The following is a 24,818-nucleotide window of genomic DNA, read 5'->3' as shown; positions in this document are numbered from 1 at the left end:
CCCACCCGCACGAGAAAGGAACCGCTCTCCATGTCTCGTCGTACCTCTCTCGCCCTGGGCACCGCCCTCGCCCTCGGCGCCGGACTGGCCGTGCTCCCCACCCAGGCGCACGCCGCGACCGTCGTCGTCAACACCACGACCGCCCTGTCCAACGCCCTGAAGAACGCCACACCCGGCACGGTCATCCAGGTGCGCGGCGGCACGTACTACCCCACGGCCACCCTCCAGTCCACGGCGAACGGCACCTCCTCCAGCCGCATCCAGCTCCAGCCGTACGGATCGGAGACCGTGAAGATCGACGGTTCGAACCTCCCCGACGGCGACTGGATCTTCAAGCTCACCGCGGACTACTGGACCGTCTCCGGGATCACCTTCCAGAACTCCCCGGACAGCGCGGTCGTCTGCCAGTCCTGCGCCTCCACGGTCTGGGACAACGTCAAGACCATCAACGGCGGCGACTCCGGCTTCACGCTCACCGGCGACGGCACCACCGGCAACACCGTCCGCAACCTCGACTCCTACGGCCACTACGACGCGGCCAACCACGGGGAGAACGCCGACGGCATCGCCGTGAAGTTCGGCTCCGGGTCGGGCAACCTCATCACCGGGGCCCGCCTCTACAACAACTCCGACGACGGCCTGGACTTCTGGTCGTTCTCCTCGCCCGTGACGGTGGAGCACACCTGGGCGATGGGCAACGGCAAGAACCGCTGGGGCGACTCCGCGTTCGCGGGCGACGGCAACGGCTACAAGCTGGGCGGCGACGGCGAGACCGTGGCCCACGTCATCAACAACTCGGCGGCCTGGGACAACGCCGGCAACGGCTTCACCGAGAACAGCAACAAGGGCGCCATCGTCATCAACCGCACCACCGCCTACGCCAACGCCAAGTGGGGCTACTACTTCGCGACCGGCGCGGCCCGCCTCGGCAAGAACCTCGCCGTCGGCAACGGCTCCGGCTCGGTCAACAAGGGCTCCTCGGTCGTCTCGTCCGGCAACAACTGGGACGCCGGCCTCGCCACGCCCGCGTTCCGCTCCACCAACGCCTCGACGACGTACAACGCCCGGCAGTCCAACGGCGCGCTGCCCGCCACCACGTTCTTGACCACGGGCAGCACGACGATCGGGGCGACGATGGACTGAGCCGGACCCCCGAAGGTTTCCGGGCGGGCGCGGCAACCTTTCCCGGCGGGGCGGCGACCAGTGACAGAGGCGGGCCGGGGCGGCCCCTCCGGCCCGTCTCGTTCCCACGCCGACGGCGCCCCGCCCGTCCCGGTTCCCTCGCGCTCTCCCGTCCCCCGGCCGCCACCGGCGGGCGACGGGTCGCCGCTCCCGCGGGGTCCCCTACGAGCCGTCGTCCGACGAGTCGCCCTCGTCGTGGCCCTCGAAGCCGCCCGCCACCACGAACTCCTCACCGCCCGCCCTCGCGGTCATCGCGTAGCGGTCGTCGCTCGCGTCCCGGCCGCCGCGCTGGTGGTTGTACTGCCCGGCGAAGACGAACTCGCCCTTCGGGACCGTACGGCCGTCCTTCAGCACCCAGGTGTAGACCAGGAAGCCGTCGTCCTGTGCGACCGTCAGGTCGAAGTCCTGATCCGGCAGCGAGCGCCAGGCGCCGGACGAGGAGACCCCGCCGGTCTCCGCGATCCGCAGCTGGACGGTGAGCGCGGTGAGCTGCCGGTCCGTCCTCAGGGTCAGATTGCTCTGCGCCCAGAAGTCGTTGCTGTGCGGGTCGACCGAACCGTCCGACCAGAGCGGGCCGTCCTCCTCGTCCCCCGAGGAGGGCAGCTTCGGGACGGGGGACTTCCGGGCGGGCGGCGCGCTCGACGGCTCGGAGCTGGGCTCGCGCTCCTGCTTCGACCCGCCGCGGGTCGGCTCCGGGGCCGGCGGGGACGGGGCCCGGCTCGTCGCGGCCGGAGACTCCACCGGCGTCGGCGACACCGCGACCGTCTGGTCGTTCAACCGCTCCTCGCCCTTCACCGCCGACGCGACGGCGTACCCGCCCACCGCGAGGACCCCCGCGACACCGGCCGTCGCGCTGACCACGCGCACCCAGCCCCACAGCGGCGGCCGGGTGGCCCTCCGGCTGCGGCGCCGCTCCTCGGGGGCCGCCATGCCGCGCTCGATCCGGGCCAGGATGCGGGCGCGGTCGGGCTCGTGCGCCTCGGCCGACTCGCGCAGCCGGGCACGCAGGTCCTCGTGCACGTCCCTCATCGGTCCCTTCCTCCGCTGCCCGGCGCACCCGCGCCCGTCACCCGCGCTCCGGTGACACCCGCGCCCGTGATGCCGGCGCGCATCCGCTTCGGGGCGTCCCCGCTGCCGAGCAGCTTCTGCAACTCGGCCATCCCTTTGGACGTCTGGCTCTTCACGGTACCGACCGAGACACCGAGGGCGAGCGCCGTGTCCTTCTCCGAGAGGTCGAACGCGTGCCGCAGCACCACGCACGCCCGCTTGCGGAACGGCAGCCGGCGCAGCGCCGACTGCACGTCGACCGCCCCGGCCACATCGGGATTCTCGGTCCTCTCCTCGCGCTGCGACCAGAACAGCGTGATCCGGCGGCGCTCCCGCACCGCGCTGCGGATCCGGGTACGGGCCAGGTTGGCGACCACACCGCGCGCGTACGCCACCGGGTGCTCCGCCGCGCGGACCCGGTCCCAGCGGTGCCACAGCGCGAGCAGCGCGTCCGCGGCGAGGTCGTCGGCCGCGTCCGCCTCACCGGTCAGCAGGTGGGCCAGACGGGACAGTTCGGCGTAGTGCCGTTCGAAGAAGTCGTGGAACTCCACGGAGGCTGCGTCGTCGACGACCGTGCCCACGGGCGACCTCTCTCCTCGCATCGGCTGGCGGCACCGGGACCGGGTGCCGGCGCGTGTCGTGTGAAGGACACGTGACCGTCCGGGGGTTCCCCGACGAGATCCGGAAGAGTAGCAGTGATCGTGAACGAAGTTCGTACGGGCCTTCGAGCGCCGTCTTGCAGGGCGAACCCCGATTCCGTAACACGGAGAAAACCTGAACAGGGTTCAACGGCGGAACAATCCAGCCAGCATCCGCGCGTAGCACGCACTCGTCACTAGGAGCACCGCCCATGTCCGACGCACTGAAGTCGGCCGACCGGCCGAGCACCCCGCCCACCGGGGTGAACAGCGTCGATCGCTTCTTCGGGATCACCGAACGGGGATCCACCCTCGCCCGTGAGACACGCGGCGGCCTCGCCACGTTCTTCACGATGGCATACATCCTTGTCCTGAACCCCATCATCCTGGGCAGCGCCAAGGACAAGTACGGCCACACCCTCGACGGCGCCGAACTCGTCACCGCCACCGCCCTCGTGGCGGCCGTGATGACCGTCATCATGGGCGTCGGCGGCAACCTGCCGCTCGCCCTCGCCGCGGGCCTCGGACTCAACGCGGTCGTCGCCTTCCAGATAGCCCCGCTGATGAGCTGGCCCGACGCGATGGGCCTGGTCGTCCTCGAAGGTCTGCTGATCTGCGTCCTGGTGGTCACCGGCCTGCGCGAGGCCGTCATGCACGCCATCCCGCAGCCCCTCAAGCAGGCCATCAGCGTCGGCATCGGCCTGTTCATCGCGTTCATCGGCTTCGTCGACGCCGGGTTCGTCACCCGGATCCCCGACGTCGCCAACACCACCGTGCCGGTCCAGCTCGGCGGCTCCGGAACGCTGTCCGGCTGGCCCGTCCTGGTCTTCTGCGCCGGCGTCCTGCTGACGATCGCGCTGCTCGCCCGGAAGGTGAAGGGCGCGATCCTGATCAGCATCCTGACGATGACCGTCATCGCGATCGTGATCAACGCGGTCGCCGACGTGAAGAGTTGGGGCCTGACCACCCCGAAGGTCCCCGACGACCTCGTGGCCGCCCCCGAGTTCGGGCTGATCGGCGACTTCAGCCTCTTCGGCTCCTTCGGCGAGACCACCGTCATCACGGTCGTCCTGCTGGTCTTCACCCTGCTGCTCTCGGACTTCTTCGACACCATGGGCACCGTGGTGGGCGTCAGCGCCGAGGCCGGGCTGCTCGACGAGGAGGGCAAGGTCCCGAACCTCGGCCGGGTCCTGCTCATCGACGGCGCCGCGGCCGTCGCCGGCGGCGCCTCCTCCTCGTCGTCCGCGACCTCCTACATCGAGTCCGCGGCGGGCGTCGGCGAGGGCGCCCGCACCGGCTTCGCCAGCCTGATCACCGGCGGGCTCTTCGCGGTCGCCCTCTTCCTGACCCCGCTGCTGACCATCGTCCCGATGCAGGCCGCCGCCCCCGCACTGGTCGCCGTGGGCTTCCTGATGATGGTCCAGGTCAAGAACATCGACTGGGACAGGTACGACATCGCCATCCCCGCGTTCCTCACGATCGCCGTGATGCCGTTCACGTACTCCATCACCAACGGCATCGGCGCGGGCTTCCTCGCCTACGTCCTCATCAGGACGGTCCTCGGCCGGGCCAGGGAGATCCACTGGCTGCTGTGGGGCACCTCGGCGCTGTTCCTGGTGTACTTCGCGATCGACCCGGTCCAGCAGCTGTTCGGCGTGCGGTAGCCGGTCGGGGAAGGGCCGCTGGAAACCGCCGGAAAGGGGCGGCCCTTCGCCTGTGGAGGGTCCGCGGGCGGGCCCTCAGTCCCCGAGCGCCGCCTCCATCGCGGCCTTCGCGACCGGCGCCGCCAGCCCGTTGCCGCTGACCTCGGAACGGGCCGCGTCCGACTGCTCCACGACCACCGCGACGGCGACCTCCTTGCCGCCCGCCTTCCCGTACGACGTGAACCAGGCGTACGGCGTCTTGCTGTTCTTCTCGCCGTGCTGGGCGGTACCGGTCTTGCCGCCGACGGTCGCGCCGTCGATCCGCGCGTTCGTGCCCGTGCCGTCCTCGACGACTGTCTCCATCGCCGACCGCAGTTGCTTCGCGGTCGAGGCGCTCACCACCCGCTCGGTGCCCGCCCTCGCGTCGTAGTCCTCCAGCACGTCGCCGCCGCCGTCGGTGATCTGCGCCACCATGTGCGGTGCCACCAGCTTGCCGTCGTTGGCGATGGCCGCCGACACCATGGCCATCTGCAGCGGCGTCGCGGTGACGTCGTACTGCCCGATCCCGGTCAGCGCGGTGGACGACTCGTCCATGCCGGTCGGGTACACGCTGGTGTACGCCCGCACCGGCACGTCCTGCTCCGTGTCGTCGAAGCCGAACTTCTCCGCCATCGCCCGGACCTTGTCCTGGCCCAGCTTGACGGCCATCCGCGCGAACACGTTGTTGCACGAGTACTGCAGCGCCGTACGGATGGAGGCGTTCTCGCAGGGCGCGCCGGGGTTCTCGTTGGTCAACTCGGTCGTCGTGCCCGGCAGGGTGTACGGGTCGGGGCTGTCCGTCCGCACGTCCACCGAGGAGTACAGCCCGTCCTCCAGCGCGGCCGCCGCCACGACCAGCTTGAACGTCGACCCCGGCGGCAGCGGCTGCCGCAGCGCCCGGTTCGTCAGCGGCTTGTCGGGATCCGCGGTGAGCTTCTTCCAGGCCGCGCCCGCCGTGTTGGCGTCCGTGAGCGCCGACGGGTCGTACGACGGCGTCGACACCACCGCGAGGATCCTCCCGGTCGCCGGGTCGATCGCGACGGCCGCGCCCTTCTTGTCGCCGAGCGCCTCGTACGCCGCCTTCTGCACGTCCGGGTCGATCGTCGTGATCACGTCGCCCGGGTCGGCCCGCTCGTGGGTGAGGGTGTCCAGCACCGTCTTCAGCCGGGTGTCCGTGCCGTTGAGCAGGTCCTGGTAGATGCCCTCCAGCTGCGTCGGCGCGTAGCTCTGCGAGGCGTACCCCGTGACCGCCGCGTACAGCTCACCGTCCTTGTACGTGCGCTTGTAGGCGAGGTCGCCGCTCTCCGTCCGCGCGGAGCCGGTGACCGCGTCACCGCCCACGACGATGTTCCCGAGCGGCGCCGCGTACGTCGCGATCGCGTTCCGCCGGTTGTCCTTGTCGTCCGCGAGCGCCGTGCCCTCGTAGAACTGCACCCAGGTCGCCCGCACCAGCAGGGCGAACACGAGGAGCAGGGTGAAGACGGCGCTGCGCCTGATCGTCTTGTTCATCGCACCCGGACAGACGAGCGGAACGCGGTCGGTCGTTCCGTTCCGTCCCGGTTCTCATGAGGTCTTCATGTGCCCGGAAGAGGGGTCCGCGCGTGGTGTGCCGAGGCGCCCGTGGGCCCTGGTCAGAGTCTTCGGGTGGCCAGCGTCAGCCGGTCGCGGGCGTCGAACAGGGCGTCCTTCACCAACTGCTCGTGCGCCGGGGTGAGCCGGGCCACCGGCACGGAGCAGCTGATCGCGTCGCGGGCCGGGGTGCGGTACGGGATCGCCACGCCGAAGCAGCGCAGACCGAGGGTGTTCTCCTCCCGGTCGACGGCGAAGCCCTGCTCCCGGACCTGGTGGAGCTCCTCGATGAGCTGCTCCCGGTCGGTGATCGTGTTCTCGGTGAGCGCGGGGAGGGTCTCCGGGAGCATCTTGCGGACCTGCTCGTCGGTGTGGGTGGCGAGCAGCGCCTTGCCGAGCGAGGTGGAGTGGGCGGGCAGCCGCCGGCCGACCCGGGTGAAGGGCCGCAGATAGTGCTGCGACTGCCGGGTGGCCAGATAGACGACGTTGGTGCCGTCGAGGCGGGCCAGGTGGATGGTCTCGGTGGTGTCGTCCGAGAGCCGGTCGAGGGTGGGGCGGGCCAGCGCCACCACCTCGTCGCCGTCGATGTACGAGGTGCCGACGAGCAGGGCGCGCACCCCGATGCCGTACCGCGTGCCCGTCGCGTCCGTCTCGACCCAGCCGAGCTCCACCAGGGTGCGGAGCAACATGTAGAGGCTGGACTTGGGATAGCCGACGGCCTCCTGCACCGCCGCGAGGGAGTGCATTCCGGGGCGCCCGGCGAAGTATTCGAGCAGTTCGACGGTCCGTACCGCCGACTTGACCTGCGCTCCGCCGCCCGTCTCGACTGCCGACATCGCCCTTGACCCCTTCGTTCGACGGGAAATAGTCTCCAACACCATATTCATCATGGAAGACGGCGTTCAGCATATCGAACGACCTGGTGAATGACCCAGACAATACCCCTGGGAATGACTCAGAAATACGTGGAGGGACCCGCGGTGGCAGCAGCACCAGTCTGGAGTGTCGACCCCCGAACCGGGAAGCAGCGCGAGCAGGTTGCGGTGGAGGCCACAGCCCAGGAGGTGGACGCCGCCGTCCGCGCGGCCCACGCGGCCCGCGGCGCCCTCGCCGACCGCACCGTCCGCTCGGCGTTCCTGCGCACGGCGGCCGACCAGCTCCATGCGGCCAAGGACCAGCTCGTCGAGGTCGCCGACGCGGAGACCGCGCTCGGCCCTGTCCGGCTCACCGGTGAACTCGCCCGCACCTGCTACCAGTTGCGGGCCTTCGCCGACATCGTCGACGAGGGCGCCTTCCTCGACGTGGTGATCAACCACCCCGACGACACCGCGACCCCGCCCATCCCCGACCTGCGCCGCTACAAGGTCCCGCTCGGTGTCGTCGCCGTCTACTCGGCCTCCAACTTCCCCTTCGCCTTCTCTGTCCCCGGCGGCGACACGGCGAGCGCCCTGGCCGCCGGGTGCCCGGTGGTCGTCAAGGCCCACCCCGACCACCCGGCGCTGTCCGAGCTGGTCGCGATCGTGCTGCGCCGGGCGGCCGCCGAGCACGGCATCCCCGAGGGCGTCCTCGGCCTCGTCCACGGCTTCGAGGCGGGCGTCGAGCTGGTCAAGCACCCGCTGGTGACCGCCGCCGGCTTCACCGGCTCCGTGCGCGGCGGCCGGGCCCTGTTCGACGCGGCGGCGGCGCGGCCGGTGCCGATCCCGTTCCACGGCGAGCTGGGCTCCCTGAACCCCGTCCTGATCACGGAGGCCGCGGCGGCCGAGCGCGCCGAGGCGATCGGCACGGGACTGGCGGGTTCCATGACCCTCGGTGTCGGCCAGTTCTGCGTGAAGCCGGGCCTGGTGCTGGCGCCGGCGGGCGACGCCGGTGACCGGCTGCTCAAGTCGCTCACCGACGCGGTCAGCGACGTCGACGCGGGTGTCCTGCTCGACCACCGGATGCGCGACAACTTCCTCGCCGGTGTCGCCGAGCGTGCGGAGCTGCCGGACGTCGAGTCGCCGGTGACGGCGGGCGCGGGCGGCGAGCACACCGTCAGCCCCGGCTTCCTCACCGTCCCCGCCGCCAAGCTGGCCGCCGAGGGCGAGCACGACCTGCTGCTGGAGGAGTGCTTCGGGCCGCTCACGGTCGTGGCGCGCTACGAGGACGAGGACGAGGCCAGGTCCGTGCTGTCCCGGCTGCCGGGCAACCTCACCGCGACCGTGCACCTGTCCGGCGCGGAGGCCGCCGGTGAGGGGCGCGGCCCCGAGCTGCTCGCGGAGCTGACCCCGCTGGCCGGACGTGTGCTGGTCAACGGCTGGCCGACGGGCGTGGCCGTGGCCCCGGCCCAGCACCACGGCGGGCCCTACCCGGCGACGACGTCGACCTCCACCTCGGTGGGCGGCACGGCCATCGAGCGGTGGCTGCGGCCGGTCGCGTACCAGGGGGCGCCCGAGGCGCTGCTGCCGCCGGAGCTGCGGGACGACAACCCGCTGGGGCTGCCGCGGCGCTTCAACGGCGTGCTGGAGCGGTAGGCCGTCTCCGCGACCCGACCCGCGGGCTTGTGCCGGCCGGACACGGCCGGCGGTCGGTCGGGCCCGTTCGTGCGGTTCCCCGCGCCCCGTACAGGGGCGCGGGTGCCGACCGGGGGCTGCGAGAATCCCCCAATGGATCTCGAACTTCCCGAACTCCCCTTCCCTCTTCGCACATACGGGCCCGACGGGCACTGGTCCTACGAGGACGGGGTGCTCACCGGGTGGGCCGGCGCCCGGCAGGACCGGTTCGTGCCGCCCACGGACGAGGGGCTGGACCCCGCCACGGACGCGCCCAGGCTGCTGGGGGCGCCGGAGGGAGACTTCCAGCTGATCGCCCGCGTCACCGTCGGCTTCGCCGCCGGGTTCGACGCGGGCGTGCTGTACGTGCACGTGGGGGAGCGGGCCTGGGCGAAGCTGTGCCTGGAGTACTCGCCGGACGTCCCCACCGTCTGCACGGTGGTCACCCGGGGGCACTCTGACGACGCCAACTCCTTTACGGTGGAAGGGAGTTCGGTGTGGCTGCGGGTCAGCCGCACGGGCCGGGCGTTCGCCTTCCACGCCTCCCGCGACGGCAAGCACTGGACGTTCGTCCGGCTGTTCACGCTCGCCGGGGAGCGGGAGAGCGGTGCCGCCCTGGTCGGGTTCATGACGCAGTCCCCGATGGGGGAGGGCTGCGTGGTGACGTACGACCACATCGAGTTCCGCCCGAGCTGGCCCGAGGACCTGAGGAACGGCGGCTGAGGACCGGCCCGGGGCGGCCCGCCCGGTGCCGCCCCGCCCCCGGCGCCCGGTGTCACCCCCGGCCCGGGCCGCCGCGGCGCGGCGCGGGAATGAGCCGGGCTGCTTGAACGTTCATTCATCGCAGCGGCGGAGTGCGGCTCCGCCCCCTACCCGCACGACTGAAGAGAGCTGACACCATGCGCGTCGAGATCTGGAGCGACATCGCCTGCCCCTGGTGCTACGTGGGCAAGGCCCGCTTCGAGAAGGCGCTCGCGGCCTTTCCCCACCGCGACGACGTCGAGGTGGTGCACCGCTCCTTCGAGCTCGACCCCGGCCGCGCCAAGGACGACATCCAGCCGGTCCTCACCATGCTGAGCAGGAAGTACGGGATGAGCGAGGCGCAGGCCCAGGCCGGTGAGCACAACCTCCGGGCCCAGGCCGGCGCCGAGGGCCTCGACTACCGCGCCGAGGGCCGCGACCACGGCAGCACCTTCGACATGCACCGGCTGCTGCACCTCGCCAAGGAGCACGGCCGGCAGGGCGAGCTGCTCCAGCTGCTGTACCGGGCGAACTTCGCCGAGGAGCGGTCCGTGTACGCCGACGCGGACGAGTTCCTGATCGAGCTGGCCGTCGAGGCGGGGCTCGACGAGGGCGCCGCCCGTCAGGTGCTGGCCGACCCCGACGCGTACGCGGACGCCGTGCGCGCGGACGAGCGGGAGGCGGCCGAGCTGGGCGCGAACGGCGTGCCGTTCTTCGTGCTGGACCGCAAGTACGGGGTGTCCGGCGCGCAGCCCGCCGAGGTGTTCGAGCGGGCGCTCACGCAGGCGTGGGGCGAGCGGTCGCCCCTCCAGGTGATCCAGCAGGACGGCGCGGAGGCGTGCGGCCCCGACGGGTGCGCGGTCCCCGCCACGTGACGGGGCGCGGCGGCGCCGCGGGCGGGCGCTGAGGCGCAGGTCGGGCGGGATGTATAAGCGATGCTTTGGTCCGTCGCGTACATACTCTCCATGGACGAGGAGGTCCTGGGGCCGCACAGTGGTGGCATGGAGACCTTCGAGAGCCTCGTCCGGGCCGAGTTCGCGCCGAAGAACACCTACCTGAACACCGCCGGCAGCGGGCTGCTGCCCGCCCGGACGGTCGCCGCGCTGGCGCGGGCGGCGCTGCTGCGGGCCGAGGGCCGGGCCCTGGACCCCCTCTTCGACGACGTGGAGGCCGCACGGGCCGCGTTCGCCCGGCTGGCCGGAGTGCCGGCCGGGCGGGTGGCGGCCGGGGCGTCGGTGGCCGCGCACACCGGGGTGGTCGCCGCGTCGCTGCAGCCCGGCGCCGAGGTGCTGACCGCCGAGCACGACTTCACCTCCGTCCTCAACCCGTTCCACGTCCGGGGTGACCTCAAGGTGCGGGCCGTGCCGCTGGAGCGGCTCGCCGAGTCCGTCCGCCCCGGCACCGCGCTCGTCGCGGTCAGCGCCGTCCAGTCCGCCGACGGCCGGATCGCCGACCTGCCCGCCCTGCGCGAGGCGGCACGGGACCACGGGGCGCGGACCTACGTCGACTTCTCCCAGGCCGCCGGATGGCTGCCGATGGAGGCCGACACGTACGACTTCACCGTCTGCACGACCTTCAAGTGGCTGCTCGGCCCGCACGGCGCGGCCTTCCTCGTCGTGCCCGAGGACTTCGGCGGGCTGACCCCGGTCCTGGCCGGCTGGACCGCGGGGGAGAACCCCTGGGACAGCTGCTACGGCCCCGTCACCGAACTCGCCGGCTCCGCCCGCCGCTTCGACCTGACCCCGGCCCTGTTCACGTACGCCGGGCTGCGTCACTCCCTCGCCCTCGTCGAGGAACTCGGCGTGGCCGCCGTGCACGCCCACGACCTCGCGCTCGCGGACCGTTTCCGCGCGGGGCTCGCCGCCCTCGGCCACGAGCCCGTACCGGCGCCCGGTTCGGCGATCGTCTCCGTGCCCGGACTGGGCGCGCGGCAGCCCGAGCTGAGCGCCGCCGGCATCCAGGTCTCCGACCGCGCCGGCCACCTGCGGGTCGCCTTCCATCTCTACAACACGGCGGCGGACGTCGACCGGGTCCTGGACGCCCTGTCTCCCTGAACCAGTGGCGCGAGCCCGGCGGGGACGCTAGGAAGGGCGTCAGGGAGGGTGGTGCCGGTGGAGCCGACGCTCGAACAGCCGCCCATCGATGTGGAGTTGCATCGACGGCTGGTGTACGGGGACGAGTCCGCGCTGCGCGACGCCTACGCGGCGTACGGGGCACTCGTGCGCCGGGTGGCCGTCCGGGTCACGCAGAGTCAGACGGCGGCCGAGGACGTGGCCCAGGAGGTCTTCGCCCAGCTGTGGACCCGCCCGTACGGCTTCGACGCCCGCCGCGGCTCCCTGCGCACCTGGCTGTCGATGCTGGCCCACCGGCGGGCCGTGGACTGGGTGCGCAGCGAGGCCCGGCACCGCAGGGACGCCCGGGCGGACGACTCGGCGCTGCACGCCATCCCCGACGCCGGGCCCGGCCCGCACGAGACGGTCGTCGACCGCGAGCGCTCCCTGCTGCTGCACACCGCCCTCGCCGAACTCCCGCGCTCCCAGCGGGAGGTGGTCCATCTCGCCTACTTCGCGGGCCGCACCTATCGGCAGGCCGCCGTGGAGCTGGGCATTCCCGAGGGCACCGCGAAGACCCGGCTCCGCTCGGCCCTGCGCAAGCTGGCGGAGTCCCTCGCGGACCCGCCGGACCCGGCCACGGCGAGGGGCGCGTGATGGCGGCCTCTCACCGCACCGCCGGGGCCGCGCGGGCCCTGCGTATCGTGGCAGCGGCACGGCGAAAGGGCGGCGCGCGATGACCAACGACCACGACGGCGTACGGGAGCTGCTGGCCGCCTGGGCGGTCGGCGCGCTGCCACCCGCCGACGCCGGGGCCGTCCCGCGCCACCTCGCCGGCTGCGAGAGCTGCGCGGCGGAGGCCGAGCGGCTCCGGACGACCGTACGCCTGCTGGACGGCGCCCCCGGTGACGCGCGCGACGGGGGCGCGCGGGTCGGGGGCGCGCGGGTCGGCGCGGGGCCGGCCGGTCAGGGGCGCGGTGGGCAGGCGCGCGCCGGTGAACGGGGCGGGGGCGCGGACGGGGTGCTCGCGTCGGCCCTGCGCGGGCGCCGGCCCCGTACGCCGGACGTCGCCCCGCACGCGCGGCCGTACGCCGCCGCGGTCGCCGGGCTCCACGCGCTGGTCCGGGAGCTGCCGGGCCGCTGGGGCACGCCGGTGGTGCACGACTGGGACGCGCACGCCACCGTCGCCCACCTCGTCGCCGCCGACGAACACCTCGCCGTGGCGCTCGGGATCGGCGCCCGGCTGCCGGCCTCCCGCATCCCGGCCGGGACACCCGCCGCGCGCGCCTGGGAGCTGCGCACCGCCGACGCCATCGCCCACGAGCACGCGCGCACGCCCGAGGAGACCGTCGCCACCTGGGCCGCGCAGGCCGCCGACCTGCTGGCGACCCCCGAGGCCCGCGACCCCGGTGCAGCCGCCCGCGCGGCGACGGTGATGGGTCTCGGGCTGCCCGTCGCCGACCACTTCGTCATCCGCGCCTTCGAGGCGTGGATCCACACCGACGACATCGGCCGGGCGCTCGGCATCGACGTGCCACCGCCGCCCGCCGAGCACCTGGAGCAGTTGGTCCGGCTCGCCGTCCGCATCCTCGGCCTGGCCCTGCACGACGCGCCGCCCGTCCTCGTCGAGGTCATCGGGACCGCTCACGGCACCGGCTGGGTGCTCGGCGCGGACGCCGAGCCCGTGGCCGCCGAACTGACCCTGGACCCGGTCGACTTCTGTCTCCTCGTGGGCGGGCGCTACGCCCCGGACGAGGTGCCGAGGGGCCTCGCGGGCGACGAGCGGGCCGCACGGAACGTGCTGGCCGCGGCGGCGTCGCTGGCCTGGCTGTGAACCACCTGTGCCGGACCGCACGCCGACGGCGGTGCGCCGCACCCACGCGCACCCACGCGCGCACACCCGCACACACGGGCGGACCGGGCGGTCCCCCGGAGACAGGGACCGCCCGGTCCGCCCGTGTGACGCGGAGGCCGGCGCCGAGGTCACCGCACGGGGGTGAAGTCCCGCGCGCCGATGAACTCCGGCCGCCGTACGGGAGCCGCGAACGGCTCGACCGCCGCGTTCTCCACGCTGTTGAAGACGATGAAGACGTTGCTGCGCGGGAACGGCGTGATGTTGTCGCCGGAGCCGTGCATGCAGTTGCAGTCGAACCAGGTCGCCGAACCGGCCTTGCCCGTGAACAGCTTGATGCCGTACTCGGAGGCCATCGCCGTCAGCGCCTCGTCCGACGGGGTGCCCGCGTCCTGCATCTGCAGCGACTTCTTGTAGTTGTCCTTCGGGGTGGCGCCCGCGCAGCCGAGGAACGTCCGGTGCGACCCCGGCATGATCATCAGACCGCCGTTGGTGTCGTGGTTCTCGGTCAGCGCGATCGAGACGGACACCGTCCGCATGTTCGGCAGCCCGTCCTCGGCGTGCCAGGTCTCGAAGTCGGAGTGCCAGTAGAACCCGGAGGCGCCGAAGCCCGGCTTCACGTTGATCCGCGACTGGTGCACGTAGACGTCGGAGCCGAGGATCTGCCGGGCCCGGCCGACGACCCGCTCGTCGCGCACGAGGCGCGCGAACACCTCGCTGATGCGGTGCACCTCGAAGACGGACCGGATCTCCTTCGACTTCGGCTCGATGATCGAGCGTTCGTCGGCGCGGACCGCGGGATCGCTGACGAGCCGCTCCAGCTCCTGCCGGTACACGGCGACCTCGTCCGGCGTGATCAGCTCCTCGACGGCGAGGAAGCCGTCCCGCTCGTACGTCTGCAGGTCGGTGAGGGAGATCGGGCCGGGGGTGCCGGGGGCGCCCCAGACGACCGGGTCCTGACGCGGGACCGACACCTCGGTGGCGCCGCGGCTGGGGTAGAGATCGGTGAGCGTGGTCATGATGGTCAGCCCTCCTCCGTCAGCAGGGGATAGACGCCGTTCTCGTCGTGGTCCTCCCGTCCCGTCACGGGCGGGTTGAACACACAGATGCAGCGGAAGTCCTCCTTGATCCGCATCGTGTGCCGCTCGTGGCCGTCGAGGAGGTACATGGTCCCGGGCGTGATCGTGTACGTCCGCCCGGTCTCGTCGTCGGTCAGTTCGGCCTCGCCCTCGACGCACACCACGGCCTCGATGTGGTTCGCGTACCACATCGACGTCTCCGTGCCCGCGTAGAGGATCGTCTCGTGCAGGGAGAAGCCGACCTTCTCCTTGGCGAGGACGATGCGTTTGCTCTCCCACGTGCCGGACGCTGCTTTGACGTGCCGGTCGGTGCCTTCCAGATCCTTGAAAGAACGGACGATCACGGTGGCTCCATGCCTCCTGGCGGTGGTTTCCTCGGACGGTTGTTCAGACGGTTGTCCGGAGACGGTGGTCAGACGGTCTCCCGGACGGCGCGGGCGAGGACGCGCAGGCCCTCGTCCAGCTCGTCGGGGGTGATGGTGAGGGCGGGCAGCAGCTTCACGACCTCGCTCTCCGGGCCGGACGTCTCGATCAGCAGCCCGAGTTCGAAGGCCCGCTTGGCGACCCGGCCCGCGCGGGCCTTCTCGTGGAACTCCAGGCCCCACACCAGTCCGCGGCCCCGGTACTCCTTCACGTCGGCGAGGTTCTCCTCGGTGATGGAGATCAGCGCCTGCTCGACCTGCTCGCCGCGCGCACGGGTCTGCTTCTCCATGGCGGAGCCGTCCGACCAGTACGCCTCCAGGGCGGCGGTCGCGGTGACGAAGGCGGGGTTGTTGCCGCGGAAGGTGCCGTTGTGCTCGCCCGGCTCCCAGATGTCCAGCTCGGGCTTGAACAGGCACAGCGACATCGGCAGCCCGTAGCCGCTGATGGACTTGGAGACGGTGACGATGTCGGGGGTGATGCCGGCCTCCTCGAACGAGAAGAAGGCCCCCGTGCGGCCGCAGCCCATCTGGATGTCGTCGACGATCAGCAGCATGTCCTGCCGCTCGCACAGCTCGGCGAGGGCGCGCAGCCACTCCGGGCGGGCGACGTTGATGCCGCCCTCGCCCTGGACCGTCTCCACGATCACGGCGGCGGGCTTGTTCAGCCCGGACCCCTGGTCCTCCAGGATCCGTTCGAACCACAGGAAGTCGGGGACCTGGCCCTCGAAGTAGTTGTCGAACGGCATCGGCGTCCCGTGCACCAGCGGGACGCCCGCCCCGGCCCGCTTGAAGGCGTTGCCGGTGACGGCGAGGGAGCCCAGCGACATGCCGTGGAAGGCGTTGGTGAACGACACGATGGCCTCGCGCCCCTTCACCTTCCGCGCCAGTTTCAGCGCGGACTCCACGGCGTTGGTGCCGGTCGGGCCCGGGAACATGACCTTGTACGGCAGGTCGCGGGGGCGCAGCACCAGGTTCTGGAAGGACTCCAGGAACGCCCGCTTGGCGCTCGTCGACATGTCGAGGCCGTGCGTGACGCCGTCCCGCTCCAGGTAGTCGATCAGAGCCCGTTTGAGCACCGGGTTGTTGTGGCCGTAGTTGAGCGAACCGGCTCCGGCGAAGAAGTCCAGGTAGCTGTGGCCGTCCTCGTCACGCATCCGGCTGCCCTGCGCGGTGTCGAACACGGTGGGCCAGCCGCGGCAGTAGCTGCGCACCTCGGACTCCAGGGTCTCGAAGACGCTCAGGTCGGGCTGGGTGATGGTCACGGCGAATCGCTCCTCGATGCGTGGGGGCGGGTGTGCGAGTGTGCGGGAGTGAGGGTGAGGGAGAGGGGACGGCCCGGTGGTGGGCCGGCGGTGCTCAGGGGGACAGCGGGCCGATGCGGTGCAGCACCTCGGGCTCGTGCGGGCCGTCGGGGAAGTCCCCCGCCTCGAACAGGACCGTGCGCTCGACGGTCGCGCCGTGGCGTTCGGCGAACGCGGCGAACAGCCGCTCCGAGGCGGTGTTGCCCGGGGTGATGGTGGTCTCGACCGCGGTCAGCGCGTGCCGGCGCGCGACCCGCGCGGTGAGTCCGTCCAGCAGCGCCCCGGCGAGCCCGCGCCCACGGTGCGCCTCGTCGACGGCCACCTGCCACACGAGGAGGGTGTCCGGCCGGTCCGGCCGCACGTACCCGGTCACGAAACCGACCGGCTCCCCCGTCTCGTCCCGGGCCACCGCCGAGGTGTCCGCGAAGTCCCGGCACCACAGCAGATAGCTGTACGAGGAGTTCAGGTCGAGGGTCTTGGAGTCCCCGGCGATACGCCACAACGCGCTGCCGTCCGCCACGTCCGGGCGGTCGATCCGAATCCCCTCGGCGATTTCCGGTTGTGATTCCACGGGTGCGATGTGCAGGTCTGCGTGTGCGGCGGTCATACGGCTTGAATTTACCCAGCGGAATTTCGAATTGCATCGCCGCTCGGGGTTACGAATGGGCGCCCCCTGTGTTATCACGCGGGCGCGAGCGGGCGCGTGAACAGGCGGTTGATCTGTGTAATCTTGCCCGGAAATAACCATGCAAAAAGGGCGCGATGTGGAGTCCGTCACATGTGTGCAACCCTCACGGAACCCGCCCGGATCGCGCCCCTTGTCGTTCGCGAAACCTTTGCGTTTAGGGAAGGTCTTAGCGGGCAGAAGAATACGGGGTTCTACCCATGGAATTGTAGGAGCCGTTTTTCTGCGAAAGCGACCCTCTTTTCGGTCGGTCCGCCGGTTCCGGCCCCTTTTTCCCGTGCATGGAATCCCTTCCGTGCGGGCCGTTCTCCACCGATACCGCTGCGCGGCCCCGGAGCGGGTCGTACGGCTCTGGCGAGGCCGGCGGCCGGGGGAGGGGACGAGGCCGTAGGAACAGTCGTGGACGGCGGTGACCGCGGCCGGGGGTGACCGTCGTACCGGCCGCAGGCTCGGGTGCGGCCTCGGGTACCGGCTCGTGCTCGGGCTCGGGTGCGCCACGGACGCCTGGGCCGGACTGCGGGGTTCCGTGGACGCGTGGTTCGCCCACGGTGACGCCGCACGGGGACGGGCCGAACCGGACCGCCTGATCTGGTGCCGCCGGGCCGTGCTCGACCTCGGCGCCCTACTCGCCTGCCGGGGCCGGGTGGAGGAGGCGGAGGCATGACCGGCGACGGCGGTGGCGAGGCGACTCGACGACGCGGCCGAACCCCCCCCGTGCCCAGGTCCGGGACCTCCTCACCCGCCAGGAGACTCCCTGAGGGCCGCCCCGCGCCGGGATCCTCCCGGCCGGCGGGCCCCGTCGGCCTACTCCCCCCAGGCCCCCTCCGCCGCCCTCCGTCCCGCCTCCAGGTCCACCCCCACCCCGAACTCCGCCAGCGCCGCGCCCAGGCCCGCGAGGCTCGCGTGCACCGCGCCCGGCGTCGCGTCGGGGCCGTAGTGGTTGACGCGGACCATCTCGTGGGCGAGGGCGCCGCCGCCCGCGGCCAGCGGCAGCGCGGGGTCCGTGGTGAGGGCCTTGGCGACGAGTGCGGCCGCGTCGACCCCGTCCGGCACCCGGAGGGTCGTCGCGACCGGCGCCGCGTCGCGCGCCTCGCGCACATACGGCTCCAGGCCGCCGCCCAGCGCGAGCGCCCCCGCCCGGGTGGCCGCGGCGGCCGAGGCGTGGCGGGCCATCACCGTGTCGAGGCCCGCCGACTCGATGCGCTCCAGGCACGCCTCCAGGGCGAGCATCTCCAGCTGGGCGGGGGCGTGCAGCAGGGCGCGGCGGCCACCGTCGATCCAGCGCTCCTTCCAGTCGAGGAGCGACAGGTAGGAGCGGCGCGGGGCGCGCGGGTTCGCGGCCATCCGGGCCCACGCCCGCTCGCTCACCGAGATCGCGGAGACCCCGGCCGGACCGCCCATCGCCTTCTGCGCCCCGATGACGCACAGGTCGACCCCCCACGCGTCCGGCAGCACCGGCTCCGCGCCGACGGAGGCCACCGCGTCCAGGTAGAAGAGCGCGCCGTGCGCACGGACCACCTCGCCGATCGCCGCGACGGGGTTGGTGTTGCCGGTCGCCGCCTCCGCGTGCACCAGGGAGACGAAGTCGATGGCCGGGTGTGCGGCGAGGGCGTCCCGGATCTGCTCGGCGGTGACCGCCGTGTGGAAGGGCACGGCCAGGTCGACGACGGTCGCCCCGCAGTCGCGCAGCCAGTCGCCGAAGGTCTGCCCGTACGGGCCGGTGATCACGTTCAGGGCGGTCGTGCCGGGCCCGGCGGCCCCGCGGATCGCTCCCTCCAGCGGCAGCAGTGCCTCACCCTGGGTGATCACCACGTCCTGCTCCGTGGAGAGCAGCCGGGCCACCCGGTCCTCGATCGACGCGAAACGCGCCGCGGTCAACGGGGCCAGATCCAGAAACGGGTGCGTCACAGGGTGCTCTCTTCGCTCACTGGGGTAGATGGTGTCCGGGACGGGCCGGTACAGGTCGACGTACGTCGAGCGTAATCGGCGCGCCCGGCAGCGCCGTCCGGCGATCCCCCGCTCTCGGACATCGACCCCATCAGCCGCCCCGCACCGATGACTTCTGAGGCCGAACGGCTCCGTGACCATCGGATTGGTTTGAGAGAGTCAAACATCTCCTTATAATCGGAAGCCTATGTTCCCCACAGGAGGTCTCCCCGTGAACTCGGTCCCCGTACGCCGGACCCGCATCCTGGCCGCCACCACCGCCGCGGCCGGACTGCTGCTCGCGGCCGGTTGCACCTCGACCGACGACGGCGGCAGCGGCGGCAAGACGGCCGCCGGCGGGGTCGAGCTGGTCAAGGCGGGACAGCTCACGACCTGCACCCACCTCCCGTACCCGCCGTTCCAGTCGGAGATCGACGGCAAGGTGCAGGGCTTCGACGTCGCCCTCGTCGACCTCGTCGCCAAGGACCTCGGCGTGAAGCAGCAGATCCGCGACACCCCGTTCGAGAACTTCAAGACGGGCGCGTTCCTGAACTCCGGTGAGTGCGACCTCGCCGCCGCCGGTATGACGATCACCGAGGAGCGCAAGAAGAACGTCGACTTCTCCGACCCGTACTTCGACGCCACCCAGGCCGTCCTCGCCGACAAGGACGCCAAGATCGGCTCCTTCGCGGACCTCAAGGGCAGGAAGGTCGGCGCCCAGGCGCAGACCACCGGCGAGGACTACGCCAAGAGCCAGGGCCTCGACCCGGTCTCCTTCGAGTCCTCCGACGCCGTCCTCAACGGGCTGCGCACCGGTCAGGTCGACGCCGTCGTCATCGACTACCCGGTCGTCCAGGGCTGGCTGAAGGACAAGGCCAACGCCGACGCCTTCGCGGTCGCGGACAACATCAACACCGGTGAGCAGTACGGCTTCACGGTCAAGAAGGGCAACACCGAGCTCCTCGCCGCCATCAACAAGGCGCTCGCCGAGGCCAGGTCCGACGGGACGTACCGCGAGCTGTACGAGAAGTGGATCGGTCCGTACGACGAGAGCGCGGCCTCCGCCTCCCCGTCCGCGTCCGCCTCCTGACCCATGGCACACACGGACAAGCTGGTCCGGCCCAGGAGGAAGGGCCTGACCCGGCGGCAGCGGCGCAGCCTGTCGCGCGGCGCTCAGTACGCGCTCTTCGTCGCCGCCGTCATCGCCTTCGCGGTCTCGGCGGACTGGGGCCGGCTGAAGAACCAGTTCGCGCAGGCGGACATCGCCGAGCAGATGTTCCCCGACGTCATCACGCTGGCGCTGAAGAACACCGTGCTCTACACCCTGTCCGGCTTCGCCGTCGGTCTGGTGCTCGGCATGCTGATCGCCCTGATGCGGCTGTCGTCGGTCGGCCCGTACCGCTGGTTCGCCGGCGTGTACATCGAGATCTTCCGCGGACTGCCCGCCCTGCTGATCTTCATCTTCATCGGGGTCGCCGTCCCGCTGGCCTTCCCCGGCACGGAGATCGTCGGCGGTACCTACGGCAAGGTCGCCCTGGCGCTGGGCCTGGTCGCGGCGGCGTACATGGCGGAGACCATCCGCGCGGGCATCCAGGCCGTCCCCAAGGGGCAGATGGAGGCGGCGCGTTCGCTGGGCTTCTCGCCCGCCCGCGCGATGGTCTCGATCATCGTCCCGCAGGCGTTCCGGATCATCCTCCCGCCGCTCACCAACGAACTCGTCCTGCTCTTCAAGGACTCCTCGCTGGTGCTGTTCCTCGGGGTCACCCTGGAGGAGCGCGAACTGTCCAAGTACGGCCGTGACCTGGCCAGCACCACCGCCAACTCCACCCCGATCCTGGTCGCCGGCCTGTGCTACCTGCTGGTGACGATCCCGCTCGGCTTCGTCGTGCGCCGGATGGAGTCGAAGGCCCAGGAGGCCGTGAAATGACCGGGAAGACGCCGGGCGGACCCGCCGAGATCCAGGTCCGCGCCCTGCACAAGTCGTTCGGCGACAACGAGGTCCTCAAGGGCATCGACCTGGAGATCGGCCGCGGCGAGGTCGTCTGCGTCATCGGCCCGTCCGGCTCCGGCAAGTCGACCCTGCTGCGCTGCGTGAACCTCCTGGAGGAACCCACCAAGGGACAGGTCTTCGTCGGCGGGACCGAACTGACGGACCCGGACGTCGACATCGACGCCGTGCGCCGCCGCATCGGCATGGTCTTCCAGCAGTTCAACCTGTTCCCGCACCTCACGGTCACCGAGAACCTCACGCTGCCGCAGCGCCGGGTCCTCAGGCGGGGCAAGGCGGAGGCGGCGCGGGTGGCCGCCGAGAACCTGGCACGGGTCGGTCTCGCCGAGAAGGCGGACGCCTACCCCTCCTCCCTCTCCGGCGGCCAGCAGCAGCGCGTGGCGATCGCCCGCTCCCTGTCCATGGGCCCCGACGTCATGCTCTTCGACGAGCCGACGTCCGCCCTGGACCCGGAACTGGTGGGCGACGTCCTCGCGGTGATGCGGGGACTCGCGCAGGAGGGCATGACGATGATGGTCGTCACCCACGAGATGACCTTCGCCCGCGAGGTCGCCGACCGCGTCGTCTTCATGGACGGCGGCCTGATCGTCGAGGAGGGCGCCCCCGCCCAGGTCATCGGCGCGCCCCGGCACGCCCGCACCCGCCACTTCCTGTCCCGTCTCCTCGACCCCGCGATGGCCGAGGTGGAGGAGGAGACGTCGGACCGGGTGGGCGGAAGCGACTGAGAGGTCCGTACGCGCGCTTCGGCCACCCGCACCCTACGGGGACCTGACCAAGCCCTACCAGTGCCGCGACAGGCAACGTTCGCCCCGTCGCGGCGTCCGGCACGCACTCTCGGCGCACCGGGCACGAGCCCGAGTACGTCCAAGTACGAGGACGTGCGCCCGGCACGCCGAGAGCACGCACCTCACGCCGCTCCTCGACGGGCGGACGTCACCTGCCGCGGCACTAGGGTGCGGGGTATGAACGAGCGTGCGGTGCTGCGGGTGAAGGGGCGGGTCCTCGTCGGGCCCGACGACGTCCGGGACGAGCTGTGGGTCGTGGACGGGCGGGTCTCCTACGACCGTCCCGCCGCCGCGCGGGACGTACGGACGGTGGAGGGCTGGGCGCTGCCCGGTCTGGTCGACGCCCACTGCCACGTCGGCCTCGGCGCGCACGGTCCGGTCGACGCCGGCACCGCGGAGAAGCAGGCCCTCGCCGACCGGGACGCCGGCACCCTCCTGATCCGCGACGCGGGCTCCCCGTCCGACACCCGCTGGGTCGACGACCGCGACGACCTCCCGAAGATCATCCGCGCCGGCCGGCACATCGCCCGTACCCGCCGCTACCTGCGTGGCTACGCCCACGAGATCGAGCCGGACGACCTCGTCGCGTACGTCGGCCGGGAGGCCCGGCGCGGTGACGGCTGGGTGAAGCTGGTCGGCGACTGGATCGACCGCGAGGCGGGCGACCTCGCGGCGTGCTGGCCGCGCGGCGCGGTCGAGGCGGCGATCGCGCAGGCGCACCGCCTGGGCGCCCGCGTGACGGCCCACTGCTTCGCCGAGTCCTCCCTGCGCGACCTCGTCGAGGCGGGCATCGACTGCGTCGAACACGCCACCGGCCTCACCGAGGACCTGATCCCCCTGTTCGCCTCCCGCGGCGTCGCGATCGTCCCCACCCTGGTCAACATCGCCACGTTCCCGAAGCTGGCCGAGAGCGGCGAGGCCCGGTTCCCCGTCTGGTCCGCGCACATGAGGGACCTGTACGACCGCCGCTACGACACCGTCCGCGACGCCTACGACGCGGGGATCCCCGTCTACGTCGGCACCGACGCCGGCGGCAGCCTGCCGCACGGTCTGGTCGCGGACGAGGTGGCCGAACTGGTCAAGGCCGGCATCCCCCCGCTCCGGGCCCTCGCCGCGACCACCTGGGACGCCCGCGCCTGGCTCGGCCGCCCCGGTCTGGACGAAGGCGCCCCGGCGGACCTGGTCGTCTACGCCGAGGACCCCCGCGCCGACGTCCGCGCCCTGGCGGCGCCCCTGCGGGTCGTGCTGAACGGCACGATCACCGCCTGACCGTCCCGAGCCGGCTCAACGGTCCGCCAGCGTCATCGCCCGGTCCAGCGCCTGGAGGAAGCCGTTGACCGTCGCACGGTCGCGCACCGCCAGCCGCAGCCAGTTCTCGTCCAGACCGGGAAAGGTGTCGCCCCGGCGCACCGCGAAGCCCAGGGTCCGCAGATGACGGCGCACGGCCGGCGCGCGCGGCAGGCCGACGAGGACGAACGGGCCCTCGGCGGGCTCGGCGACGGTCAGCCCGTCCGGGGCGAACTCCTTCAGCCCCGCCACCAGATGGGCCCGGTCGGCGGCGACGCGGTACGCCGCGTCGGCCGCCTCCGCCAGCGCCCGGTCGGACACGCACGCCTCGGCCGCCGCGAGCGCCGGCGTCGACACCGGCCACAGCGGCTGCGCCCGCTCCAGCTCCTCGATCGTCTCCGCCGCGGCGAGGACGTAGCCGATCCGCAGCCCGGCCAGGCCCCACGTCTTGGTGAGGCTGCGCAGTACCACCAGACCGGGCACGTCCGTCCGGCCGGCCAGCGCGTGCCGTTCACCCGGCACCGCGTCCATGAACGCCTCGTCCACGACCAGCGTCCGTCCCGGCCGGGCCAGCCGCGTGATCGCCCCGGCCGGGTGCAGCACCGACGTCGGGTTGGTGGGATTGCCGACGACGACCAGGTCCGCGTCCTCGGGCACGGCCTCCGGGTCCAGCCGGAAGCCGTCCGCCGCCCGCAGCAGCACCCGGTCCACGCTGTGCCCGGCGTCCCGCAGCGCCGCCTCCGGCTCCGTGAACTGCGGGTGCACCACCACCGGCCGACGGACCCTCAGGGCCCGCGCCAGCAGTACGAACGCCTCGGCGGCGCCCGCCGTGAGCAGCACCCGCTCGGCGGGCAGCCCGTGCCGGGCGGCCACCGCCGCCCGCGCGGACCGCCCGTCGGGGTAGGCGGCCAGCCCGGTCAGCGACCCGGCGATCCGCTCCCGCAGCCAGGCGGGCGGCGTGCCGGCCCGCACGTTCACGGCGAGGTCTACGAGTCCGGCCCCGTCGTCGCGCACCTCGGCGTCACCGTGATGCCGCAGGTCGTGCCCCGCGCGCGGGGCACCGGCCCGGTGTTCAGTGTGCATGGGAGTGCGTGTGTCCCCCGTGATGGTGGTGGCCGTGGTGGTGCCCGTCGTCGTCCGGGTGGAAGTGCGGCTGCTGCGGCATCCCCACCTTGTCCTCGAAGCCGGGCAGCGCGATCCGGTAGACGCAGGTGTCGCAGTTCATGCGCAGATCACCCTCCAGTGCCTCCCGGTAGCGCTCCATGACCAGATCGAGCAACTCCGGTTCCGGACCGATGACATCGGCCGACCGTACCTCGATCTCCGGGTGCGCGGCAGCCCAGCCCTCGGTCTGCTGCCGCACCCGGTCCGGCAGGATCCCGGTGAACAGGAAGTACGGCAGCACCACGATCCGCCGGGCGCCCAGCCGCGCGCACCGGTCGAGTCCGCTCGGCACGTCCGGCGCCGCCAGCGACACGAACGCCGTCTCCACGCCCGCGCAGCCGCGTCCCTCCCACAGCAGCCGGGCCGCCTTGAACACCTCGGCGTTGGCGTCCGGGTCGGTCGAGCCGCGCCCCACCAGCAGGACGGTCACGTCGGCACGGTCCTCGGGGCTGCGGCCCGCACCGCCGAGCGCCTCGTCCAGCCGCCGCTCCAGCACGCTCAGCAGCGCCGGGTGCGGGCCGAGCGGACGACCGTAGGTGTACGAGATCCCCGGGTGCCGCTCCTTCTCGCGGGCCAGCGCCGCCGGGATGTCGCCCTTGGCGTGCCCGGCGGACACCAGCATCAGCGGGACGGCGGCGAACCGCCGCACACCCCGCTCCACCAGGTCGGCCACGGCCTCGCCCAGCGGCGGCGGGGACAGCTCGATGAAGCCGCCCGCGACGGGCAGTTCGGGGTGGCGGCGCCCCAGTTCCCGGACGAAGTCGCGGAACGCCTCGGCTCCGGCCTCGTCCCGGGTGCCATGACCGGCGATGAGCAGGGCGGGCGGCGGGGTGGTCACGATTTCTCCTCGGAGTCTCGAACGGGGTGGTAC

At 72.4% G+C, this 24,818-nt stretch carries 24 protein-coding genes; 13 read left to right on the top strand and 11 right to left on the bottom strand.

What is annotated here, in order from left to right; all coding sequences use genetic code 11:
- Positions 1-30: 30 nt before the first annotated feature.
- The gene (locus tag GSY65_RS07905) at positions 31-1,143 is read left to right on the top strand and encodes a right-handed parallel beta-helix repeat-containing protein (protein WP_159766640.1); all 1,113 of its coding nucleotides are present in this window, start codon (positions 31-33) and stop codon (positions 1,141-1,143) included.
- Between the two features lie 201 nt (positions 1,144-1,344).
- On the opposite strand, the gene GSY65_RS07900 is transcribed toward GSY65_RS07905, so the two are convergent.
- Positions 1,345-2,211 (bottom strand): hypothetical protein, encoded by an 867-nt coding sequence (locus tag GSY65_RS07900; protein WP_159766639.1) that lies wholly within the window; start codon positions 2,209-2,211, stop codon positions 1,345-1,347.
- A complete protein-coding gene (locus GSY65_RS07895; protein ID WP_159766638.1) occupies positions 2,208-2,810 on the bottom strand; it encodes a SigE family RNA polymerase sigma factor in 603 nt (200 codons plus the stop codon). The genes GSY65_RS07900 and GSY65_RS07895 overlap by 4 nt, the downstream gene beginning before the upstream one ends.
- 269 nt (positions 2,811-3,079) lie before the next feature.
- Between GSY65_RS07895 and GSY65_RS07890 the strand changes: the two genes are divergently transcribed.
- Complete coding sequence (locus GSY65_RS07890) at positions 3,080-4,531, top strand: NCS2 family permease (protein WP_159766637.1); 1,452 nt, start codon at positions 3,080-3,082, stop codon at positions 4,529-4,531.
- 75 nt (positions 4,532-4,606) lie between these two features.
- On the opposite strand, the gene GSY65_RS07885 is transcribed toward GSY65_RS07890, so the two are convergent.
- Both GSY65_RS07885 and GSY65_RS07880 read right to left on the bottom strand, forming a co-directional pair.
- Positions 4,607-6,058 (bottom strand): peptidoglycan D,D-transpeptidase FtsI family protein, encoded by a 1,452-nt coding sequence (locus GSY65_RS07885; protein ID WP_159766636.1) that lies wholly within the window; start codon positions 6,056-6,058, stop codon positions 4,607-4,609.
- 122 nt (positions 6,059-6,180) lie between these two features.
- A complete protein-coding gene (locus GSY65_RS07880) occupies positions 6,181-6,954 on the bottom strand; it encodes an IclR family transcriptional regulator (protein WP_055514882.1) in 774 nt (257 codons plus the stop codon).
- Between the two features lie 144 nt (positions 6,955-7,098).
- Between GSY65_RS07880 and GSY65_RS07875 the strand changes: the two genes are divergently transcribed.
- The 6 genes from GSY65_RS07875 to GSY65_RS07850 all read left to right on the top strand — a co-directional run bounded on the left by GSY65_RS07875 (position 7,099) and on the right by GSY65_RS07850 (position 13,272).
- Positions 7,099-8,628 carry an aldehyde dehydrogenase (NADP(+)) gene (locus tag GSY65_RS07875; protein ID WP_159766635.1) on the top strand — a complete coding sequence of 510 codons (1,530 nt, stop codon included), beginning with the start codon at positions 7,099-7,101 and terminating at the stop codon, positions 8,626-8,628.
- A 132-nt stretch (positions 8,629-8,760) separates the two neighbouring features.
- Positions 8,761-9,369 carry a DUF1349 domain-containing protein gene (locus tag GSY65_RS07870; RefSeq protein ID WP_159766634.1) on the top strand — a complete coding sequence of 203 codons (609 nt, stop codon included), beginning with the start codon at positions 8,761-8,763 and terminating at the stop codon, positions 9,367-9,369.
- A gap of 176 nt (positions 9,370-9,545) precedes the next feature.
- Positions 9,546-10,262, top strand: a complete 717-nt coding sequence (locus tag GSY65_RS07865; RefSeq protein WP_159766633.1) for a DsbA family oxidoreductase — start codon at positions 9,546-9,548, stop codon at positions 10,260-10,262.
- 90 nt (positions 10,263-10,352) lie between these two features.
- Positions 10,353-11,441, top strand: a complete 1,089-nt coding sequence (locus GSY65_RS07860; protein ID WP_236579715.1) for an aminotransferase class V-fold PLP-dependent enzyme — start codon at positions 10,353-10,355, stop codon at positions 11,439-11,441.
- 48 nt (positions 11,442-11,489) lie between these two features.
- Complete coding sequence (locus tag GSY65_RS07855; protein WP_159766632.1) at positions 11,490-12,095, top strand: sigma-70 family RNA polymerase sigma factor; 606 nt, start codon at positions 11,490-11,492, stop codon at positions 12,093-12,095.
- A gap of 79 nt (positions 12,096-12,174) precedes the next feature.
- Positions 12,175-13,272, top strand: a complete 1,098-nt coding sequence (locus GSY65_RS07850; protein WP_159766631.1) for a maleylpyruvate isomerase family mycothiol-dependent enzyme — start codon at positions 12,175-12,177, stop codon at positions 13,270-13,272.
- A gap of 149 nt (positions 13,273-13,421) precedes the next feature.
- Here the strand turns inward: GSY65_RS07850 and thpD are convergent, their stop codons facing one another.
- The 4 genes from thpD to ectA all read right to left on the bottom strand — a co-directional run bounded on the left by thpD (position 13,422) and on the right by ectA (position 16,699).
- Positions 13,422-14,309 carry an ectoine hydroxylase gene (thpD, locus tag GSY65_RS07845; protein WP_159766630.1) on the bottom strand — a complete coding sequence of 296 codons (888 nt, stop codon included), beginning with the start codon at positions 14,307-14,309 and terminating at the stop codon, positions 13,422-13,424.
- Positions 14,310-14,314: 5 nt separating this feature from the next.
- Positions 14,315-14,713 (bottom strand): ectoine synthase, encoded by a 399-nt coding sequence (locus GSY65_RS07840; protein ID WP_099968708.1) that lies wholly within the window; start codon positions 14,711-14,713, stop codon positions 14,315-14,317.
- A gap of 68 nt (positions 14,714-14,781) precedes the next feature.
- Positions 14,782-16,053, bottom strand: coding sequence for a diaminobutyrate--2-oxoglutarate transaminase (gene ectB / locus GSY65_RS07835; protein ID WP_159766629.1), 1,272 nt, complete (start codon positions 16,051-16,053; stop codon positions 14,782-14,784).
- A gap of 94 nt (positions 16,054-16,147) precedes the next feature.
- Positions 16,148-16,699 (bottom strand): diaminobutyrate acetyltransferase, encoded by a 552-nt coding sequence (gene ectA / locus GSY65_RS07830; protein WP_201452472.1) that lies wholly within the window; start codon positions 16,697-16,699, stop codon positions 16,148-16,150.
- A 487-nt stretch (positions 16,700-17,186) separates the two neighbouring features.
- On the opposite strand from ectA, the gene GSY65_RS07825 reads away from it, so the two are divergent.
- Positions 17,187-17,441 (top strand): hypothetical protein, encoded by a 255-nt coding sequence (locus GSY65_RS07825; protein WP_159766628.1) that lies wholly within the window; start codon positions 17,187-17,189, stop codon positions 17,439-17,441.
- 140 nt (positions 17,442-17,581) lie between these two features.
- Here the strand turns inward: GSY65_RS07825 and GSY65_RS07820 are convergent, their stop codons facing one another.
- A complete protein-coding gene (locus GSY65_RS07820) occupies positions 17,582-18,685 on the bottom strand; it encodes a pyridoxal-phosphate-dependent aminotransferase family protein (protein WP_159766627.1) in 1,104 nt (367 codons plus the stop codon).
- Positions 18,686-18,935: 250 nt separating this feature from the next.
- On the opposite strand from GSY65_RS07820, the gene GSY65_RS07815 reads away from it, so the two are divergent.
- The 4 genes from GSY65_RS07815 to GSY65_RS07800 all read left to right on the top strand — a co-directional run bounded on the left by GSY65_RS07815 (position 18,936) and on the right by GSY65_RS07800 (position 22,765).
- The gene (locus GSY65_RS07815; protein ID WP_159766626.1) at positions 18,936-19,793 is read left to right on the top strand and encodes an ABC transporter substrate-binding protein; all 858 of its coding nucleotides are present in this window, start codon (positions 18,936-18,938) and stop codon (positions 19,791-19,793) included.
- 3 nt (positions 19,794-19,796) lie between these two features.
- Entirely contained in the window at positions 19,797-20,630 is an 834-nt protein-coding gene (locus tag GSY65_RS07810) for an amino acid ABC transporter permease (protein WP_159766625.1), read from the top strand.
- Positions 20,627-21,436 carry an amino acid ABC transporter ATP-binding protein gene (locus tag GSY65_RS07805; RefSeq protein WP_159766624.1) on the top strand — a complete coding sequence of 270 codons (810 nt, stop codon included), beginning with the start codon at positions 20,627-20,629 and terminating at the stop codon, positions 21,434-21,436. The genes GSY65_RS07810 and GSY65_RS07805 overlap by 4 nt, the downstream gene beginning before the upstream one ends.
- Positions 21,437-21,673: 237 nt before the next feature.
- Positions 21,674-22,765, top strand: coding sequence for an amidohydrolase family protein (locus GSY65_RS07800; protein WP_159766623.1), 1,092 nt, complete (start codon positions 21,674-21,676; stop codon positions 22,763-22,765).
- Between the two features lie 15 nt (positions 22,766-22,780).
- Here GSY65_RS07800 and cobC read toward each other — a convergent pair whose 3' ends face one another.
- On the bottom strand, positions 22,781-23,866 hold the full coding sequence (gene cobC / locus GSY65_RS07795) for an Rv2231c family pyridoxal phosphate-dependent protein CobC (RefSeq protein WP_159766622.1): 1,086 nt from the start codon (positions 23,864-23,866) through the stop codon (positions 22,781-22,783).
- On the bottom strand, positions 23,856-24,785 hold the full coding sequence (locus GSY65_RS07790) for a sirohydrochlorin chelatase (RefSeq protein WP_159766621.1): 930 nt from the start codon (positions 24,783-24,785) through the stop codon (positions 23,856-23,858). The genes cobC and GSY65_RS07790 overlap by 11 nt, the downstream gene beginning before the upstream one ends.
- Between the last annotated feature and the right edge of the window lie 33 nt (positions 24,786-24,818).

Source organism: Streptomyces sp. HM190 (assembly GCF_009857135.1).
Lineage (GTDB): Bacteria > Actinomycetota > Actinomycetes > Streptomycetales > Streptomycetaceae > Streptomyces > Streptomyces heilongjiangensis.
The sequence above is the reverse complement of the archived record's forward strand: the minus strand, read 5'-3'. Positions and strand labels throughout refer to the sequence as shown.